Source organism: Nocardioides conyzicola (genome assembly GCF_039543825.1).
Classification (GTDB): Bacteria; Actinomycetota; Actinomycetes; order Propionibacteriales; family Nocardioidaceae; genus Nocardioides; species Nocardioides conyzicola.
Map to the genome: position 1 here is coordinate 1,618,707 of NZ_BAABKM010000002.1, position 16,607 is coordinate 1,635,313.

At 72.7% G+C, this 16,607-nt stretch carries 20 protein-coding genes; 10 read left to right on the forward strand and 10 right to left on the reverse strand.

Annotated elements, in window-relative coordinates; translation table 11 throughout:
• Positions 1-44 precede the first annotated feature (44 nt).
• A complete protein-coding gene (locus ABEA34_RS10960; protein ID WP_345521292.1) occupies positions 45-668 on the forward strand; it encodes a hypothetical protein in 624 nt (207 codons plus the stop codon).
• Here ABEA34_RS10960 and ABEA34_RS10965 read toward each other — a convergent pair.
• Both ABEA34_RS10965 and ABEA34_RS10970 read right to left on the reverse strand, forming a co-directional pair.
• Positions 580-1,527: a hypothetical protein gene (locus ABEA34_RS10965; protein WP_345521293.1), complete on the reverse strand. Its 948-nt coding sequence runs from the start codon at positions 1,525-1,527 to the stop codon at positions 580-582. The two genes, ABEA34_RS10960 and ABEA34_RS10965, sit on opposite strands and share 89 nt — an antisense overlap.
• A 116-nt stretch (positions 1,528-1,643) precedes the next feature.
• A complete protein-coding gene (locus ABEA34_RS10970) occupies positions 1,644-2,408 on the reverse strand; it encodes a carbon-nitrogen hydrolase family protein (protein ID WP_345521294.1) in 765 nt (254 codons plus the stop codon).
• A gap of 35 nt (positions 2,409-2,443) precedes the next feature.
• On the opposite strand from ABEA34_RS10970, the gene mobA reads away from it, so the two are divergent.
• From mobA to ABEA34_RS10990, 4 genes are read left to right on the forward strand one after another with little or no spacing between them, the layout of a single operon-like run.
• Positions 2,444-2,992 carry a molybdenum cofactor guanylyltransferase gene (mobA, locus tag ABEA34_RS10975; protein ID WP_345521295.1) on the forward strand — a complete coding sequence of 183 codons (549 nt, stop codon included), beginning with the start codon at positions 2,444-2,446 and terminating at the stop codon, positions 2,990-2,992.
• Between the two features lie 54 nt (positions 2,993-3,046).
• Positions 3,047-3,373 (forward strand): DUF6457 domain-containing protein, encoded by a 327-nt coding sequence (locus ABEA34_RS10980; protein WP_345521296.1) that lies wholly within the window; start codon positions 3,047-3,049, stop codon positions 3,371-3,373.
• A 23-nt stretch (positions 3,374-3,396) separates the two neighbouring features.
• A complete protein-coding gene (locus tag ABEA34_RS10985) occupies positions 3,397-4,371 on the forward strand; it encodes an NAD(P)H-quinone oxidoreductase (RefSeq protein ID WP_345521297.1) in 975 nt (324 codons plus the stop codon).
• A 29-nt stretch (positions 4,372-4,400) separates the two neighbouring features.
• Positions 4,401-4,952 (forward strand): bacterial proteasome activator family protein, encoded by a 552-nt coding sequence (locus ABEA34_RS10990; RefSeq protein WP_345521298.1) that lies wholly within the window; start codon positions 4,401-4,403, stop codon positions 4,950-4,952.
• Between the two features lie 93 nt (positions 4,953-5,045).
• Here ABEA34_RS10990 and ABEA34_RS10995 read toward each other — a convergent pair whose 3' ends face one another.
• The 5 genes from ABEA34_RS10995 to serS are packed head-to-tail and all read right to left on the reverse strand — an operon-like array spanning position 5,046 to position 9,023.
• Positions 5,046-5,615, reverse strand: a complete 570-nt coding sequence (locus ABEA34_RS10995) for a hypothetical protein (RefSeq protein ID WP_345521299.1) — start codon at positions 5,613-5,615, stop codon at positions 5,046-5,048.
• 19 nt (positions 5,616-5,634) lie between these two features.
• Positions 5,635-6,438 carry a Cof-type HAD-IIB family hydrolase gene (locus ABEA34_RS11000; protein ID WP_345521300.1) on the reverse strand — a complete coding sequence of 268 codons (804 nt, stop codon included), beginning with the start codon at positions 6,436-6,438 and terminating at the stop codon, positions 5,635-5,637.
• Positions 6,435-6,920 (reverse strand): GNAT family N-acetyltransferase, encoded by a 486-nt coding sequence (locus ABEA34_RS11005; protein ID WP_345521301.1) that lies wholly within the window; start codon positions 6,918-6,920, stop codon positions 6,435-6,437. Before ABEA34_RS11005 ends, ABEA34_RS11000 begins: the two co-directional genes overlap by 4 nt.
• On the reverse strand, positions 6,917-7,765 hold the full coding sequence (locus tag ABEA34_RS11010; protein WP_345521302.1) for an HAD family hydrolase: 849 nt from the start codon (positions 7,763-7,765) through the stop codon (positions 6,917-6,919). Before ABEA34_RS11010 ends, ABEA34_RS11005 begins: the two co-directional genes overlap by 4 nt.
• A complete protein-coding gene (gene serS / locus ABEA34_RS11015) occupies positions 7,758-9,023 on the reverse strand; it encodes a serine--tRNA ligase (protein ID WP_345521303.1) in 1,266 nt (421 codons plus the stop codon). Before serS ends, ABEA34_RS11010 begins: the two co-directional genes overlap by 8 nt.
• Positions 9,024-9,097: 74 nt before the next feature.
• Between serS and ABEA34_RS11020 the strand changes: the two genes are divergently transcribed.
• A complete protein-coding gene (locus tag ABEA34_RS11020; RefSeq protein WP_345521304.1) occupies positions 9,098-10,669 on the forward strand; it encodes a bifunctional phosphatase PAP2/diacylglycerol kinase family protein in 1,572 nt (523 codons plus the stop codon).
• Here ABEA34_RS11020 and ABEA34_RS11025 read toward each other — a convergent pair.
• Entirely contained in the window at positions 10,666-11,133 is a 468-nt protein-coding gene (locus tag ABEA34_RS11025; RefSeq protein WP_345521305.1) for a nitroreductase family deazaflavin-dependent oxidoreductase, read from the reverse strand. The genes ABEA34_RS11020 and ABEA34_RS11025 overlap by 4 nt on opposite strands.
• Before the next feature lie 22 nt (positions 11,134-11,155).
• Complete coding sequence (locus ABEA34_RS11030; RefSeq protein ID WP_345521306.1) at positions 11,156-12,745, reverse strand: MFS transporter; 1,590 nt, start codon at positions 12,743-12,745, stop codon at positions 11,156-11,158.
• Between the two features lie 99 nt (positions 12,746-12,844).
• On the opposite strand from ABEA34_RS11030, the gene ABEA34_RS11035 reads away from it, so the two are divergent.
• Positions 12,845-13,705, forward strand: a complete 861-nt coding sequence (locus ABEA34_RS11035) for a MarR family winged helix-turn-helix transcriptional regulator (protein WP_345521307.1) — start codon at positions 12,845-12,847, stop codon at positions 13,703-13,705.
• A gap of 6 nt (positions 13,706-13,711) precedes the next feature.
• On the opposite strand, the gene ABEA34_RS11040 is transcribed toward ABEA34_RS11035, so the two are convergent.
• On the reverse strand, positions 13,712-14,101 hold the full coding sequence (locus tag ABEA34_RS11040; protein ID WP_345521308.1) for a DUF4446 family protein: 390 nt from the start codon (positions 14,099-14,101) through the stop codon (positions 13,712-13,714).
• A gap of 82 nt (positions 14,102-14,183) precedes the next feature.
• Here ABEA34_RS11040 and larB point away from each other — a divergent pair, with 82 nt between their 5' ends.
• Genes larB through ABEA34_RS11055 form a run of 3 tightly spaced genes read left to right on the forward strand, consistent with a single transcriptional unit; the run spans position 14,184 to position 16,599 of the window.
• Complete coding sequence (larB, locus tag ABEA34_RS11045) at positions 14,184-14,870, forward strand: nickel pincer cofactor biosynthesis protein LarB (protein ID WP_345521309.1); 687 nt, start codon at positions 14,184-14,186, stop codon at positions 14,868-14,870.
• The gene (gene larC, locus ABEA34_RS11050; protein WP_345521310.1) at positions 14,867-16,009 is read left to right on the forward strand and encodes a nickel pincer cofactor biosynthesis protein LarC; all 1,143 of its coding nucleotides are present in this window, start codon (positions 14,867-14,869) and stop codon (positions 16,007-16,009) included. The genes larB and larC overlap by 4 nt, the downstream gene beginning before the upstream one ends.
• Positions 16,009-16,599 (forward strand): TMEM165/GDT1 family protein, encoded by a 591-nt coding sequence (locus tag ABEA34_RS11055; protein WP_345521311.1) that lies wholly within the window; start codon positions 16,009-16,011, stop codon positions 16,597-16,599. The genes larC and ABEA34_RS11055 overlap by 1 nt, the downstream gene beginning before the upstream one ends.
• Positions 16,600-16,607: the final 8 nt, after the last annotated feature.

A 16,607-nucleotide genomic window follows, 5' to 3' on the forward strand; every position in this document is an offset into this window, starting at 1 on the left:
GAGTACCCCCGTATCAGGGCAGAGGCCGCCCGCTCCTCCACGACATGACGACGTACCGGATCCGCGTTGCGGTGGCCACCCTCGGCGACGACATCCCGCAGCCCTACGTGTGCGAGGACCTCGACGCGATGCTCCGGCTCGACGCCGACGTGTACGTCGGCTGCGGGGTCGTCACGGCCCGGCACCAGCAGGCGTGGTGGCGCAAGCTGCGCGAGGCCGGCCTCGAGACCTACCACCGGCACGACGACGCGCCCGTGTCGACGCGGCTGCCGGTGCTGCACCCGTGGACCGCGGCGGTCCGCCTCGACGTCGCGCCCGCCACCCAGGTGCTCGGGCCGCGGTTCTCCAGCCGCCGCCTCGAGCGCTGCCGCACCCACGGCGTCACCAGCATCATCGCCGGCGAGCTCGGCGCCCGGCCCCCGGCGTACCACCCCGCGCAGGTCGTCGTGGCCCACGTCGGCTCCGTCGGCATCGTGATCGTCCCCGCGTCCGGCGCCGAGGTCACGCTGAGCGGGGAGCACGCCGTGCCGGCGTCGCAGCTGCACGCCGGCACACCGGCCCTGGCCGCCGACCTGACGATCAGAGAAGCGCGCGGGTCCGCCCCGGCTCCGGGCGGAGCGCCCCGGCTTCCTCGGCCCGTCGACCGCGACGTCCACGCGGCCCGGTGAAGGCCAGGTCGAGCCGGATCACGACGAACCCGATGACCAGCCCCACGACAGCGCCGTACGTCACCGACAGCACGCTCTCGGTCAGGGTGACGGTCGGGTTGACCAGCGAGTGGGCGACGGGCACGGTCGCGGCCACGCCGAAGGCGCACACCCACCAGCCCTGACGCCGCCGGGCCCGCATGTGCACGCCCCAGGCGAGCGCGGGGACGCCGAGCACGGTCTCGATCGGCCGCGGGAAGGCGCCCAGGTGGTGGCGCGACCACACCACGACGTCGAGCAGGCTGGTGACCAGGCCGGGCGTCCCGTAGCGGCGGAGCAGCTCGGCGTACGCCAGCGTGAGGGCCAGCACGCCGGTGCCGATCAGCACGATCACGATCCCGCGACGGCCGAGCCCGTGCAGGCCCGCGCCGAGGCGGTAGACGAGGGCGAACACGCCGAGCAGGGCCAGCCCGAGGGTGGCGTACTCGAACCGGTCGACCTGGACGACCGGCTCGAAGCCGACGGTCGCGAGGGCGCCGATCCCGGCCAGGACGATCGCGACGAGCACCTCGCGGACCGCGGCGACGAAGCGCACCGCGGGGACGGTCGCCATCACGGCGAAGACCGCGGAGACGACGCAGGTCAGCACGGCGGCCCCGGTGCGCAGCGCGTCGTCGTCGCTGATGACCGCGACCAGGCCGAGCACCAGCGCGAGGCCACCGACGACGATCGGGCGGCCGCCGGTGCGGACCGCGAGCGCCCAGGAGAACGCCGTCGCGACCGTCACCGCGCCGGCGCTGCACGCCCACGACGGTCCCACCTCGACGAGGCACCCGACCAGGGCGACGAGGCCGGCGAGCACCACGACCGACCAGATCACGAGCGGCCAGCGGGACCGGAGGAACCCACGCCCACGGCTCTCACGACCACGCCCCTGCCGACGAGGCGTCGGCTCGGCGCGACGACGAGGGGCGGACCTGGACACGGGGAGGAAGGTTACAGACGCCGGTTGGCCAGCGAGGGGTTGGTGCGGCGCACCCGTTCGAGGGTCGTGTGGTCGAGCACGGTCGTGAGGACCTGGGCGCCCTCGTCCGCCTCGACCAGCACCTCGCCGAGCGGGTCGACGACGATCGAGTGGCCCGCGTAGCGCGGTCCGGGCTGCCCGACGGCCACCACGAAGACGGTGTTCTCGATCGCCCGGGCCCGGACCAGGGTGCGCCAGTGGTCGACCTTGTGCGGGCCGGCGACCCAGGCGGCCGGGACCACGAGGACCTCCGCCCCGGCGTCCACCAGGGCGCGGCCGAGCTCGGGGAACCGCAGGTCGTAACAGGTCATCAGCCCGACCCCGAAGCCCTGGAGGTCGAACACGACCGGCTCGACAGGCCCCGCGGACAGGCGGTCGGACTCGCGGTAGCCGAAGGAGTCGTAGAGGTGGATCTTGCGGTACGACGCGTCCACGGCGCCGCGCGCGACGAGCGTGTTGAACGGCCGGTCGACGTCCTCGCCGGGCTCGAACATCCCGGCGACCACGGTCGCGCCCCGGTCCGCGGCCACCCGGCCGACCTCGGACGCGAACGGCCCGTCCAGCGGCTCGGCGTACGCGCTGACGTCGGAGCCCGCCTCCCCGAAGTCCCGCGCGAACGCCTCGGGGAAGACGACCAGGTCGGCGTCGCGGGGCGCAAGGCGGTCGAGGGCGGCGCGGTTGTCGTCCGGCTCCAGGCCGGAGGCCTGCTGGACGAGGGCGACACGGAGACTGGCCACGGCACCACCCTGCCACCGATGCCAGACTCGTGGACATGGTCTTCTGCGCGATCGTGCTCGCCGGCGGCCGCGCCGCCCGGATGGACGGCGCGGACAAGGCATCGGTCGAGCACCAGGGCCGCACGCTGCTCGAGCACGCCCTCGAGGCGCTCACCGACGCCGACGAGGTGGTCGTCGTCGGCGACCCCGTGCCGACGACGCGGCCGGTGACGTTCACCCGGGAGAGCCCGCGGTACGGCGGCCCGGTGGCGGCGCTGCTGACCGGCCGGGACTCCCTGCTCCGGGTCCCCGGCACGCTCGGTGTCCTGGCGGTCGACATGCCGCTGGTGACCCCGTGGACGTTCCGGCGGCTGCACCAGGCGGCGCTGGGCCACGACGGGGCGTTCCTGACCGACGCCGACGGCCGTCGACAGCTCGCGGGGGTCGTCGACGCCGCCCGCCTGGACGCCGTACGCCCGGACCTGGAGGGGCAGCACGGCATGGCGCTGCGGGCCCTGCTCGCCGAGCTCGACCTCGCCCTGGTGCCGCCGGTCGGTGACGAGGGTCGCGACGTCGACACGTGGACGGACCTGCGCGACCTCTGACTGTTTGTCGACGAAGGGTTGCGGCACGCCCGGGGATGCGGCGAACCTGGGTCCGTGAACCTGCACGACTGGATCGACGAGCTGATCGACGTCCTCGACATCGAGACCGAGGTCGACGAGGGACTCGTGCTCGACCTGGCCCGGGTCGCGGCCCACAACGTCGAGCGCCCGGCGGCGCCGATCACGACGTACCTCCTGGGGTACGCCGCGGGCTACCAGGACGCCGACCCCGAGCGGATCGAGGCGCTGGCCGCGCTCGCGCAGAAGCTCGCGGAGAACTGGGATCGGCCGGCCAACGCCCCCGACCCCGACGACGTCAACGACGAGATCCCCGACGACCGGGGCGTCGACCACACGGGCGAAGTCTTCGAGGACGTCTGACGGCCACTCCCTAGGGTGGGGACATGCGCGCCGTCATCGCCACCGAGCCCGGGGGCCCCGAGGTCCTGACCGTCACGGAGATCCCCGACCCCGAGATCGGCGCCGGCGAGGTGCTGCTCGACGTCGCCGCGGCCGGCCTGAACCGGGCCGACCTGCTGCAGCGGCAGGGCTTCTACCCGCCGCCGCCCGGCGCGTCCGACGTGATCGGCATGGAGTGCAGCGGCACCGTGGCGGCCGTCGGCGAGGGCGTGACGGGGTGGGCCGTCGGCGACCAGGCGTGCGCCCTGCTGGCCGGGGGCGGGTACGCCGAGCGGGTCGCCGTACCGGCCGGCCAGCTGATGCCGGTCCCGGACGGCGTGGATCTGGTCACGGCCGCCGCGATCCCCGAGGTGGCCGCGACCGTGTGGTCCAACGTGTTCATGGTGGCTGGCCTGCAGCCCCAGGAGACGCTGCTGGTGCACGGCGGCGCCGGCGGGATCGGGTCGTTCGCGATCCAGCTCGCCCACCGCCTGGGTGCCCGGGTGATCACGACGGCCGGGTCGGCCGACAAGCTCGCCGCCTGCGCGGCCCTCGGCGCCGACGTGACCGTCAACTACCGCGACCAGGACTTCGTCGAGGTCGTCCGCGACGCCACCGAGGGCGGCGTCGACGTCATCCTCGACAACATGGGCGCGAAGTACCTCGATCGCAACATCGACGCCCTCGGCATCGAGGGCCGGCTGGTGATCATCGGCATGCAGGGCGGGTCCAAGGCCGAGCTCGACATCAACAAGCTGCTGCGCAAGCGGGGGGCGGTCATCGCGACCAACCTCCGCGGCCGGTCGGTCGAGGAGAAGTCGGCGATCTGCGCGTCGGTCGTCGAGCACGTCTGGCCGCTGGTGTCCGAGGGACTGGTTCGGCCGATCGTGGGCCGGACGTTCCCGCTGGCCGAGGCGGGCGCCGCGCACGCGTTCATGGAGTCAGGTGACCACAGCGGGAAGATCCTGCTGACCGTCTGAGGCTTCGGCCCCCCGGCTACGGTGAGGGCATGAGCGAGCAGGAGCACGTCGTCGTCATCGGGCCGGACGGGCAGCAGGTCTCCGTACCGGCATCGGCGGTCACCGTCGAGCACGACGGCGACGGCAACGGGATCACCGACCTGGTCGAGCAGCCGGCCAAGGTGATGCGGATCGGCGGCATGATCCGGCAGCTGCTCGAGGAGGTGCGCTCGGCGCCCCTGGACGACGCCAGCCGGATCCGGCTCAAGGAGATCCACCAGGCGTCGATCAAGGAGCTCGAGGCCGGGCTCGCGCCCGAGCTGGTCGAGGAGCTGGAGCGGCTGTCGCTGCCGTTCACCGAGGAGGCCGTCCCGTCCGACGCCGAGCTGCGGATCGCGCAGGCCCAGCTGGTCGGCTGGCTCGAGGGCCTCTTCCACGGCATCCAGACCGCGATGTACGCCCAGCAGATGGCGGCCCGCGCCCAGTTCGAGCAGATGCGCCGCGGGCTGCCGCCGGGGAGCGGTCAGCCGGCACCCGGTGCGCCGGGTCCGGCCGAGGGTGGCACGGCCGCCCCGGGTGACTCCGGCGGCATGTACCTCTGACTCCTCGGGCACTCCACTGACTTCTCGGGCACTGCAATGCCTGAGAAGTTCAGGGAACACCCGGTGAACCGGGTATCCCTGCGACGGGTGGGACTACGCCCGCCGGCGCCCCCGCCAGGCCACGAACACCAGGCCGAGCAGGCCCACGATGACGAGGGCGGCACCGGGGGCGGCGAGGCGCTGCACGTCCGCAGGGGGGTCGGCGACGGTCGTGAAGGTCGCCTGCTCGGGCGTCGGGGGCACTGCCGGCTGACCCTCGCCCAGCAGGCTCTCGACGCGCGCGACGTACGCGTCCGTCGCCGAGGAGGTGCCGCTGCGCTGGTCACTGGTGAGGTCGCTGCCGTCGGCCTGCGTGAAGAAGACGTACGACGAGCCCTTCTCGAGCCGCGGCAGCCCGCACGCGCGCGACCGGGTGTCGGTCGACACCGACACCTGCTCGCCGACGAGCGTGCCCTTGTAGATCCGCTGGACGTCGACGGTGTAGGTCGCGGTGTTGCCGGTGACGGAGCGGTCGGAGACGACGCCGGTGAAGATGTCGTCGGCGGCCATCGTGCGCTCCTGGAGGCCCGAGGGAGCACCGGCAGGGCATGCGGCGAGTGACGGCGCGGCCAGCGCCACCACGGTGGAGCACGCCAGCAGGAGGGCGGCCAGGAACCTGCGCATCACTCGCCCATCTAACAGATCAGAGATCGAAGACACCAGCCAGCACCTGCGCCACGCCGTCCTCGTCGTGGCCCGGGGCGACGTGGTCCGCGGCGGCCACCACGCTCGGGTGGGCGTCGGCCATGGAGTACGACGTACCGGCCCAGGTCAGCATCGGCAGGTCGTTGGGCATGTCGCCGAAGGCCATCACCTCCGCCGCCTCGATCCCGAGGTCGGCGCACAGCAACGCCAGCGTCGAGGCCTTGGTGACCGCGGCCGCGCTGATCTCGAGCAGCGGGAACGAGCTGTGGGTGACGTTGACGCGGTCACCCACCGCGCGGACCGCGGCCGCGACGAGGTCGTCGGGATCGGCGTCGTCCTGGCGGCCGAGGAGCTTGAGGACCGGCTGCCCGAGGAGGTCCTCCAGGGACGACTCCTGGCGCGCGTCGAAGCCATGCTCCTGGTCCGCATCGTGCCGTGCGTAGCCGGGCTCCATCGACCAGCCCTCCACGGTCTCGACCGCGAACCGGAGCTCCGGGAGCGCCGCCCGCAGGTCCCGGGCGACGCCCAGCGCCACGTCCGGCTCGATCGGCCGCTCGAGCCGCGGCTCGTGCCGGGCCACGTCCCACACCAGGGCACCGTTGCTGACCACCGCCAGGCCGTGCTCCCCGACGTGGTCGAAGAGGACCGCGGTCCAGCGCAGTGGCCGGCCGGTCACGAAGACGACGGGCGTGCCGAGCGCCTCGACGGCCGCGAGCACCTCGGCGGTGTACGGCGAGATCGTGCCGTCGGAGCGGACCAGGGTGCCGTCGAGGTCCGTGGCGACGAGGCGCGGGGTGGTCACGCCGGCAGCGGCCTTGCCATCACGAGCTCGCCGTCCTCGTTCGCGCCGCGCAGCTCGGTGAAGCCGCACTTCGCGAGCACCCGCACGCTGGCCTTGTTGGTGGGCTCGACGCTGGCCCGGACGCGTACGCCGGCGGCGTCGGTCTCGACCAGCAGCGCCTGCAGCGCCTCGGTCGCGAAGCCGTACCCGTGCGCCTCGTCGACCAGCCCGTAACCCACCTCGACCTCGGGCACGCCGTCCGGCGCGGCCTCGGGCGGGCCGAAGAAGCCGATCGAACCGAGGGCGGTGGCGCCCCGGATGATGTGACGCGGCGCCCAGGGGTCGTCGCGGTGGTACATGCCGGCGGCGTCACGGTCGTCCTCGCGCGGGTAGTCGCGGTGCCACCCGTCGCGGCTGCGACCGGCGCGGATGTCGGCCGCCTCGTCGGGCGTCCAGACGGGCAGGGTGAGGCGCTCGCTGGTGACGACGACGGGGAGGGTCACGCGCCGAACCAGCGATCCAGCTCGGTGGCCAGGCCGTCGTCGTACACGCTGCCGGTGACGTCGTCCGCAGCATCGAGCACGACCTGGATCGCCTGGCCCATCGCGACACCGCGGCGGGCCCACTCGAACATCTCGAGGTCGTTGCGACCGTCGCCGACCGCGAGGGCGTCGTCGGCCGTCAGCCCGAGCTCGCGCGCGACGTGCTCGAGACCCGACGCCTTGGAGACGCCGACCGGGGCCAGGTCGAGCCACGCGGTCCACCCGACGACGTAGCTGGTGCCGTGCAGGCCGAGGTCCGCGGCGAGGGCGACGAAGTCGTCGGCGGTGGCAGCGGGGTCGCGGATGATCACCCGGCTGACCTCGGCGGCGATCAGGTCGGCGACGTCGGTGACGATCATGTCGCCGGAGAGCTCGCCGTCGGGGAAGTGGGAGTTGACCCGGTAGCCGACGCCGCGCTCCTCGACGGCGACCAGCGCCGTGGGGTGCCGCTCGAGGATCGCCTCGACGGCCGGCCGGGCGTCGAACTTCTCCTCGTGCACCACCTCGAGCGGCGGGTAGCGGAAGACGACCGCGCCGTTGGAGGCCACGATCCAGAGCCGCTCGCGCTGCTCGTCGTAGAGGTCGAGCAGGTCGGCGACGCCGGTCATGCCGTGCGGCGAGCGGCCGCTCGCGAGCACGACGTGGGCGCCCGCGTCGAGGGCCCGGTGCACGGCGGCATGGACGGCCGGCGAGATCTCCTCGTGCGTCATCCCGGCGCCCTCGACCCACTTCAGGATCGTGCCGTCGATGTCGAGGGCGACCAGCTGCGGGCGCCAGTCAGCGGGTGGTGTCGAGGACTCAACCACCGACGGGCTCCATGACCTCGCGGCCGAGCCACTTCTGCAGCGCCTTCGGGACCTTGACCGACCCGTCGGCCTGCTGGTGGGTCTCGAGGATCGCGACGATCGTCCGGGTCGAGGCGCACAGCGTGCCGTTGAGCGTGGCGAGCGGCGTGACGCCGTCGTCGAACCGGCCCCGGATGTCGAGGCGCCGGGCCTGGAAGTCCAGGCAGTTGGACGTCGAGGTGAGCTCGCGGTACTTGCCCTGCGTGGGGATCCACGCCTCGCAGTCGAACTTCCGGGTCGCCGAGAGACCGAGGTCGCCGGCCGCGGTGTCGATGACCTGGTAGGCCAGCTCGAGCTTGTCGAGGAACGCCTTCTCGATCTCGAGCAGGCGCTGGTGCTCGGCGTACGACTCCTCGAGCGTCGTGTAGACGAACATCTCGACCTTGTCGAACCAGTGCACCCGGATGATGCCCTTGGTGTCCTTGCCGTGCGAGCCGGCCTCCTTGCGGAAGCAGGGGCTGAAGGCGGCGTACCGCAGCGGCAGCGTCGCGCCGTCGAGGATCTCGTCGGAGTGGTACGCCGCCATCGGGACCTCGGAGGTTCCGACGAGGTACATGTCCTGGCCCTCGATCCGGTAGACGTCGTCGGCGGCCTGGCCGAGGAAGCCGGTGCCCTCCATCGCGCGCGGCTTGACCATCGACGGCGCGATCACCTGGGTGAAGCCGTGCTCCCGGGCGGTCTCGTTGGCCAGGTTGATGAGCGCGAACTCGAGCTCGGCGCCCACGCCGGTGAGGAAGTAGAAGCGCGAGCCGGACACCTTGGCGCCGCGCTCGATGTCGATGGCCCCGAGGATCTTGCCGAGCTCGATGTGGTCGCGCGGCTCGAAGTCGAACTCGACGGGGGTGCCGACCCGTTCGATCAGCCTGAAGTCGTCCTCACCACCCGCCGGCGCCTCGTCGGCAGCCAGGGCCGGGATGCTCGCCAGGGCCGCGTGCCACTCCTCGTCGGCGGCGTTCTGGGCCGCCTCGGCCGCCTTGACCTCGGCGGACAGGGTCTTGGTCTGCGCGAGGAGCGCCTGCTTCTCGTCGCCCTGCGCCTGCGGGATCAGCTTGCCGAGCTGCTTCTGCTCGCCGCGCTTGGCCTCGAACTCCAGGATCGCCGTACGCCGGGCGGTGTCGGCGGCCAGCGCCCGGTCCACGACGTCGTCGGACAGGCCGCGCTTCGCCTGGGCGGCGCGGACACGGTCGGGGTCGTCTCGGAGGATGCGCGGGTCGATCATGTCGTCAGGCTATCCGGGTCGCCCCGGGGGGCGCGCGGGAGATGTCCGTGGCTGGGGACGGCATACTTCGGGGCGTGCTCGACCGTCCCCGCGCCATCGTCCTGAGCTGGGCAGCGCTCTGCTTCGTCCTCTTCGGACTGCTCACCCTCGCGGTCGTCGACGACGCCGAGTGGTTGTGGGACATCGACAACCGCGGCCAGTCCTCCCAGGAGTGGGCCACGGACGTGTCCTGGCTGCACGACGTCCTCCGGATCGTCGAGATCGCCTTCGGCACGATCGCCATGACGGCGTACACGGTCGTCCTCGTCGCCGTCCTGCTGCGCCGCTACCACCGCGCGGCGTTCTTCGCCGCCGGCGTGATGATCGTGACGCCGCTCCTCACGACGATCTGCAAGGGCGTCGTCGGGCGCGACCGACCCACGTGGCAGAACCCCGACGCCCTCCTGCACAGCAACGCCTTCCCGTCCGGCCACGCCTCGGCGATCACGGCGCTCGGCGGGATCGTCGTCGTGCTGGTGTCGATGCTGGTGCGCCGCAAGAACGTGCGGCGGCTGGCGTACGTCGGGGTCGTGCTCGTCGTGGTCGTCGTCGGCCTGGACCGGGTGCTACTCGGCCGCCACTACCCCTCGGACGTCGTCGGCGGCGTGCTGCTCGGGCTGGGCGTGCTGCTGCTCGGCATCGGGGTCTACAACCCGCTGCCGCGCAGCCACTCGGCGAGCGTCGAGCCGCTGCCGGAGGTGTTCGTCTCGGAGCGTCAGCTGGCGGTGGTGCTGAACCCGATCAAGGTCGAGGACGTCGGGCAGTTCAAGACGCTGGTGACGACCATGGCCGCCGAGACCGGCTGGTCGACGCCGTCGTGGCACTACACGACCGTCGAGGACCCCGGGAGCGGGATGGCCGCGGCCGCGTCGGTCTCCGGCGCCGACCTGGTGCTGGTCTGCGGTGGCGACGGCACGGTCCGCGAGGTCTGCGCCGAGCTCGCCGGGACCGGGATCCCGGTGGGGATCATCCCCGCCGGCACGGGCAACCTGCTCGCCCGCAACCTGGACATCCCGCTCTACCTGCGCGCGGCGATCGACGTCGCCCTCACCGGCCAGGACCGCGCGATCGACCTGGTGGAGGTCTCGGGCGACGGCTTCGAGGACACCCACTTCATGGTGATGGCGGGCATGGGCTTCGACGCCGCGATCATGGAGGGCGTCAACGAGGACATCAAGAAGCGGGTCGGCTGGCTGGCCTACGTGCTGTCCGCGCTGAAGTCACTGATGTTCCCGGCCGTCCGGGTCGAGGTCTCCGTCGACGGCGGCGAGTTCACCAAGCACCGGGCCCGCACGATCGTGGTCGGCAACGTCGGCTTCCTGCAGGCGGGGATGCCGCTGCTGCCCGACGCCGCCATCGACGACGGCGTCCTGGACGTCGTGATGCTGCACCCGCGCAAGTTCCTGTCCTGGATCCCGCTCGCCTACCGGGTGCTGGCCCGTCGTACGCGCACCGACGAGATGGTCAACCGGATGACCGGCCGCACCGTCGTGATCCGCGCCGCCGTCGACACCCCGCGCCAGCTCGACGGCGACTCCATCGGCCCCGGCCGCGAGCTGCACCTCACCTGCGTGCACGGGCGGCTGCTGGTGCGGGTGCCGCGCTAGCGCGGCGTCAGCCAGAAGAGCGGGAGCTCGCGCTCGGTGCGCTCGGCGTACCTGGCGTAGTTGGGCCAGCCGGCGACGGCGATCGCCCACTTCTCGTCGCGCTCCGGCCCGGCGAGCTCGCGGGCGTCGACGGCCACGGTGCGGCCCTTGAAGGTGACCGTCGGCTCGTCGGCGGCGCGCAGGTTGCCCGCCCAGGCGGGCGGGTCCTGCGCGCCCCAGTTGGAGCCGACGATCAGCCAGCCGTCGCCGTGGGGCACGGTGAGCAGCGGCGTGGAGCGCAGGATCCCGGTCTTGCGGCCCGGCACCTGCAGCACCAGCTCGTGGAGACCGGTCGCCATCATGATGGTGACCCGCCCACGGCTGATGCGCTGCAGGAACCTGTCGGCGCCGACGATCAGCTTGGAGTAGCGAGGCAGCCAGGGCTGGGCGCCGAGCTTGATCGCCATCCAGCGCATCGGGTTCATGGCCGGACTATAGGGGCTCCGATCACGCGGTCGTGACGACTTCGTCGGTCACGGGGGTCACCGGCTCCGGAGCGCCGTGGACCACGAAGTCCTTCTGCCGGATCAGCAGCAGGCACAGCGCGCCGACGACGAACGCCGTGCCCGCCCCGATCCACACGATGTGGTTGAGCGCCTCGACGAAGCTGGACGTCGCGGCGTCCGCGAGGGTCGGGCGTACGGCGGCCGGCGCCTGCTCGATCACGGCACCGACCTGACCCCCGGTCACCGCCTCGGCGATCCGGTCCGACTGCCCGGCGGCCGGCGTACCGGCCAGCTTGTCGTGCAGGCCGGACGCCACCTGGTGGCTGAAGATCGACCCGAGGGCCGCGATGCCGGTCGCGATGCCGACCTGGCGGAAGGTCGAGTTCACGCCGGACGCCATGCCGGCGCGGGCCGGGGCGACCACGCCGACGGCGGTGGAGACGAGCGGCGGGTTGATCAGGCCGACGCCGAGGCCGGACACGATGAGGCCGGGGATCAGGTGCGTCCAGCTCGAGCCGGTGTCGATCCCGGTCACCAGCAGCAGGCCGACGCCGAGCACCAGGAAGCCCGGCCCGATCAGCCACTTCGTGGGCACGTGGTCCATGAAGCGACCGGTCACGGCGGAGGCGGCGAACGCGGCCGCCGACAGGAAGAGCAGCCGGACGCCGGTCTCGACGGCGGAGTAGCCGAGGACGTTCTGCAGGTAGATCACGATGTAGGTCAGCAGCGAGAAGATCGACGCCGAGACGCCGAAGGCGGCGAGCAGGCCCGCGGTGAAGGTCGGCTTCCGCAGCAGCCCCAGGTCGAACATGGGCGCCTCCTGGATCAGCTGGCTGACCACGAACGCCGCCATCAGCACCGCTGCGGCGGCCAGGCTCAGGACGACCGTCCGGTCGCCCCAGCCGTCCTTGCCGGCCTCGATCAGACCGAAGACGAGCAGCCCCAGCGCGGAGCTGAAAGTGACGAAGCCGGCCCAGTCGGGACGCCCGGCGTGCGGGTTCCGGGACTCCTCGACCCGGGTCATCGAGATGAACATCGCGACCAGGCAGATCGGCAGGTTGACGAAAAAGATCCAGCGCCAGGACAGCCCGCTGGTGAGGATGCCGCCGAGCACGGGGCCGATCGCCACCGCGACACCGGTGGTCGCGCCGAAGGCGCCGAAGGCGACGCCGCGGTCCTTGCCCGTGTACGTCGTGCCGAGGATCGCCAGCGAGGTCGCGAACATCGCGGCGCCGCCGATGCCCTGGGCGGCGCGGGCGATCGCGAGGAACTCGATGCCCGGTGCGAGGCCGCAGAGCAGCGAGCCGATCGTGAAGAGCGCCGTACCGATCACGAAGACCTTGCGGCGACCGTAGATGTCGGCGAGCGAGCCGGCCGTGAGGAGCAGCGCGGCGAGGCTCAGCGCGTAGGCGTCGATCACCCACTGCAGGCCGGACAGCGACGCGTCGAACTGGCCCTGGATGTCGGGGAGCGCGACGTTCACGATCGTGACGTCGAGCAGCAGCATGAACACGCCGGTGCAGACCGCGACGAGGGTCCACCACCTGCCCCTGTCGGGCTCGGCGCTCGCCTGCACTGTGGAGTCAGCCATTTTCATCAACCACCAAATCATCATCTACTTAACGATTACCTGCAGTACGATACGCTTCTTCGAAGAATCGTCAAGTGGCTAACGATCAGGAGGTGGGGCGTGGCCGAGCTGCTGCCGGCCCTCGCGCAGAACGACGGCCACCTCTTCTGGCGCGCCGCCGCCCGGGTGCACGCGGCGCTGGCCGAGACGCTCCCGCCGGGTGTCGACGTGCACGAGTACGCCGCGCTCCTGTCGCTCGCGGGCGGCATCACCCGGACGCAGCAGTCGATCGCCACCGCGATCAGCGTCAGCCGGACCACCGTCGTCAAGGTCGCGGCCGACCTGGCGACGCAGGGCCTGGTCACCCGGGTGCGCAACCCCGACGACCGCCGTTCGTACGCCCTGACCCGGACCGCCAAGGGTGCCGCCGCCGCTCGGAGCTGGCGGCGGCACGTTGAGGACCTCGAGGACGCACTGACCTCCGTCTTCACCCTCGACGAGCGCGAGGAGCTCCGCCAGATCCTGGTGCGGATCTCCGAGCAGGACCTCGCACCGGACACGCCCGCTCCCTTGCTCGACAGCATCGCGTTCCTCATCACCCGGGTGCACTTCCGCATGCACCGGGACTTCTCGGCCGTCCTGGCGCCGCTCGGCATCGAGCCGCGCCACAAGGGCTGCCTGGCCGCGCTCCACGCGTCGGGGCCGATCCCGCAGGCCGAGCTGGCCCGGATCCTGGGGGTCAGCGCCGCCAGCGTCGTGCAGATGGTCGACGACATGGAGCGCCGCGGCCTCGTCGAGCGGCGCCGGCTCGAGACGGACCGCCGCACGCAGCTGCTCCACCTCCTCCCGGAGGCGGAGGTGGTGGCGACCCAGGCCCGGGAGCTGAGCGACGAGCTGACGTCGGAGATCCTCGTCATGCTGAGCGGGGCCGAGCGGAAGCGACTGACCGGCTACCTGCTCCGGTTCGTCACCGCGCCGTAGACGCGGTCAGGGGCGGGCATGCTCGAGCGCCTCGAGCTCCTCGGGCGAGAGCTGCTGCTCGCAGGCCCACCCGGTGATGCTCTTGGCGTAGGTCCGCGCGTCGTTGCGGCCGTTGATCGAGGTCAGGACGACGCCGTTGCCCGCGTCGTCCAGCAGCGCGACCGACCAGGACAGGTGTCCGCCCATGTCGCCGAACGCGTCGTAGCGCACCACCGCGAGGTGCCGCAGGGCGTCGCTGCCCTCGTTGCGGAGCGCCGCCACCTCCTGCCGCAGCCCGTGCACGTCCTCGGGGAGCGCGTCGACACCGCCACCGCCACCCCGCGCCGCCGTACGACGGACGGCGAGCAGCGAGAGGGCCAGCGCGGCGACCGCCGCGATCAGGGCAAGGAGATCCACGCCTCCGAGACTAGGTCGGCGAGCGTGGACACCTGCCCGGACCCGCCGTGTCCCGGTCCGCGTGAACGAGTAGGTTCACCCCGTGGAGCAGCAGGACCCCCGGATCACCGACCTCGGATTCGCACGCGTGGACGTCGACCGCGCGGCACGCACCGGCGACCCCGAGGTCGTGTACGGCGCCGGGAAGACGCCCGACCAGGTGGTGGCGATCCTGCGGGCGCTGCACGAGAAGCACCCCGAGCGCGCCGTGCTCGCGACCCGGCTCGCACCGGAGGCCCTCGACATCGTGGCCGCCGCCCTGCCGGAGGCCGTGGTCGACCTGGTCGCCCGGGCCGTGACCCTCGGCCCCCTCCCGACCGCGACCGGCACCGTCGCCGTGGTCAGCGCCGGCACGTCCGACGCGCCGGTCGCGGCCGAGGCCGCGCTCACGGTGGCCGTCCACGGCGCCCACGTGGACCGGGTCGACGACGTGGGGGTCGCCGGCCTGCACCGGCTCCTCGGCGTCCGCGACCGGCTGGCCGCCGCCGACTGCCTGATCGTCGTCGCCGGCATGGAGGGCGCCCTGCCGTCGGTCGTCGGCGGGCTGACCGGCGTACCGGTCGTCGCCGTCCCCACCAGCGTCGGGTACGGCGCCTCCCTCGGCGGGATCGCCGCCCTGCTCGGGATGCTCAACTCCTGCGCTCCCGGCGTCACCGTGGTCAACATCGACAACGGGTACGGCGCCGGCGTCCACGCAGCCCGGGTCGCCCGCCAGAGCGCACCTCGATGACCGCCGTCTGGATCGACGCGTCCTCGGGCGCGAGCGGCGACATGCTGCTGGGCGCCCTGGTCGGCGCCGGGGTGCCGGTCGAGGTGCTGCAGCACGCCATCGACGCGGTGTCGCCGGAGCCGGTGACCCTCCGCGTCGAGGAGGTACGGCGTGGCGGGCTGGCCGCCACGCGCGTGCACGTCGACGTCCCCGACTCCCACCACCACCGCACCTGGCGCGACGTCCGGACGATGCTCGACGGGCACGACCTCGCGTTGGCCGCCTTCGAGCGGCTCGCGGTCGCCGAGGGGGCGGTGCACGGCACCAGCCCCGACGAGGTGCACTTCCACGAGGTCGGCGCGCTCGACGCGATCGCCGACGTGGTCGGGGTGAGCGCCGGCTTCACCCACCTCGGCGCCTCGTCGGTGACGGTCTCCCCCGTCGCCGTCGGCTCCGGCACCATCCAGGCCGCCCACGGCACGCTCCCCGTCCCGCCGCCGGCCGTGGCCGAGCTGCTGCGCGGCGTCCCGACCTTCGCGGGCCCGGCGCCGATGGAGCTGTGCACGCCCACCGGCGCCGCCCTGCTCACCACCGTCGCGACCGCCTGGGGCCCCCAGCCCGCGATGACCGTCGACACCATCGGCGTCGGCGCCGGTGGGCGGGACCCGGACGGGCACGCCAACGTCGTACGGCTCTTCCTCGGTGTCGAGACGGGCGCCGGCGCTGGTCCGCTGCTGCTGGAGTGCAACGTCGACGACCTGGACCCGCGGGTCTGGCCCGCCGTGATCGCCGCCCTGCTGGACGCGGGCGCGTCCGACGCGTGGCTGACCCCGATCCTGATGAAGAAGGGCCGCCCGGCGCACACGCTGAGCGTGCTCGTCGACGCGGCCCGGGCCGCGGACGTCCGCGCCACCGTCTTCCGACAGACCTCGACGATCGGCCTGCGCGAGCAGCCCGTCGCCAAGCACGCGCTGGAGCGCGAGTTCACCGAGGTCGAGATCGACGGGCAGACCATCAGCGTCAAGCTCGCCCGCCACGACGGCGTGGTCGTCAACGCCCAGCCGGAGTACGACGACGTCGCGCGGGCCGCGACCGAGCTCGGTCGCCCGGTGGCGGACGTGCTCGCGGAGGCCGCGGCCCTGTCGCGTAGGTTTCTCTAGTGGATCCAGTAGTCATCGGCCTGACGTTCCTGGCCATCTTCGTCGTCGAGCTGCCGGACAAGACCTTCCTCGCGACGCTGGTGCTCGCCACGAAGTACCGCCCGATCCTGGTGTGGATCGGCGTCAGCCTCGCCTTCCTGGTGCAGACCCTGGTCGCGGTGCTGCTCGGCCACGCGGTGTCGTTCCTGCCCGAGGAGGTCGTGCAGGCGGCGGCCGGGCTGATGTTCCTGGTCGGCGCCGTCATCCTCATCCGGGAGGGCCGCGGCCACCAGGAGGCCGCCAACAGCGACGAGGAGATCGAGACCAAGCCGGTCCACGGCTGGCGGGCCGTGCTCGCGAGCTTCCTGGTGCTCTTCGCCGCCGAGTGGGGCGACCTGTCGCAGCTGCTGACGATCTCGCTGGTCGCGAAGTACGAGGAGCCCGTCGCGGTCTTCATCGGCGCCCTCGCCGCGCTGCTGCTCGTCAGCGGGCTCGCGGTGGTCGCCGGTCGCCAGCTGCAGCGCTTCGTCAAGCTGCACGTGCTGCACTACATCGGGGCCGGCGTCTGCCTGGTGCTGGCCGCGATCACGGCGTACGAGCTGCTCACCTAGGCTCAGCC

What these genes read in the sequence shown, in the direction of transcription:
- mobA (WP_345521295.1), top strand. Translation starts at nt 2,444, where the DNA reads ATGGTCTTCTGCGCGATCGTGCTCGCCGGCGGCCGCGCCGCCCGGATG.
- ABEA34_RS10990 (WP_345521298.1), top strand. Translation starts at nt 4,401, where the DNA reads ATGAGCGAGCAGGAGCACGTCGTCGTCATCGGGCCGGACGGGCAGCAG.
- ABEA34_RS10995 (WP_345521299.1), bottom strand. Translation starts at nt 5,615, where the DNA reads ATGCGCAGGTTCCTGGCCGCCCTCCTGCTGGCGTGCTCCACCGTGGTG.
- ABEA34_RS10960 (WP_345521292.1), top strand. Translation starts at nt 45, where the DNA reads ATGACGACGTACCGGATCCGCGTTGCGGTGGCCACCCTCGGCGACGAC.
- serS (WP_345521303.1), bottom strand. Translation starts at nt 9,023, where the DNA reads ATGATCGACCCGCGCATCCTCCGAGACGACCCCGACCGTGTCCGCGCC.
- ABEA34_RS11025 (WP_345521305.1), bottom strand. Translation starts at nt 11,133, where the DNA reads ATGAACCCGATGCGCTGGATGGCGATCAAGCTCGGCGCCCAGCCCTGG.
- ABEA34_RS10985 (WP_345521297.1), top strand. Translation starts at nt 3,397, where the DNA reads ATGCGCGCCGTCATCGCCACCGAGCCCGGGGGCCCCGAGGTCCTGACC.
- ABEA34_RS11030 (WP_345521306.1), bottom strand. Translation starts at nt 12,745, where the DNA reads ATGGCTGACTCCACAGTGCAGGCGAGCGCCGAGCCCGACAGGGGCAGG.
- larC (WP_345521310.1), top strand. Translation starts at nt 14,867, where the DNA reads ATGACCGCCGTCTGGATCGACGCGTCCTCGGGCGCGAGCGGCGACATG.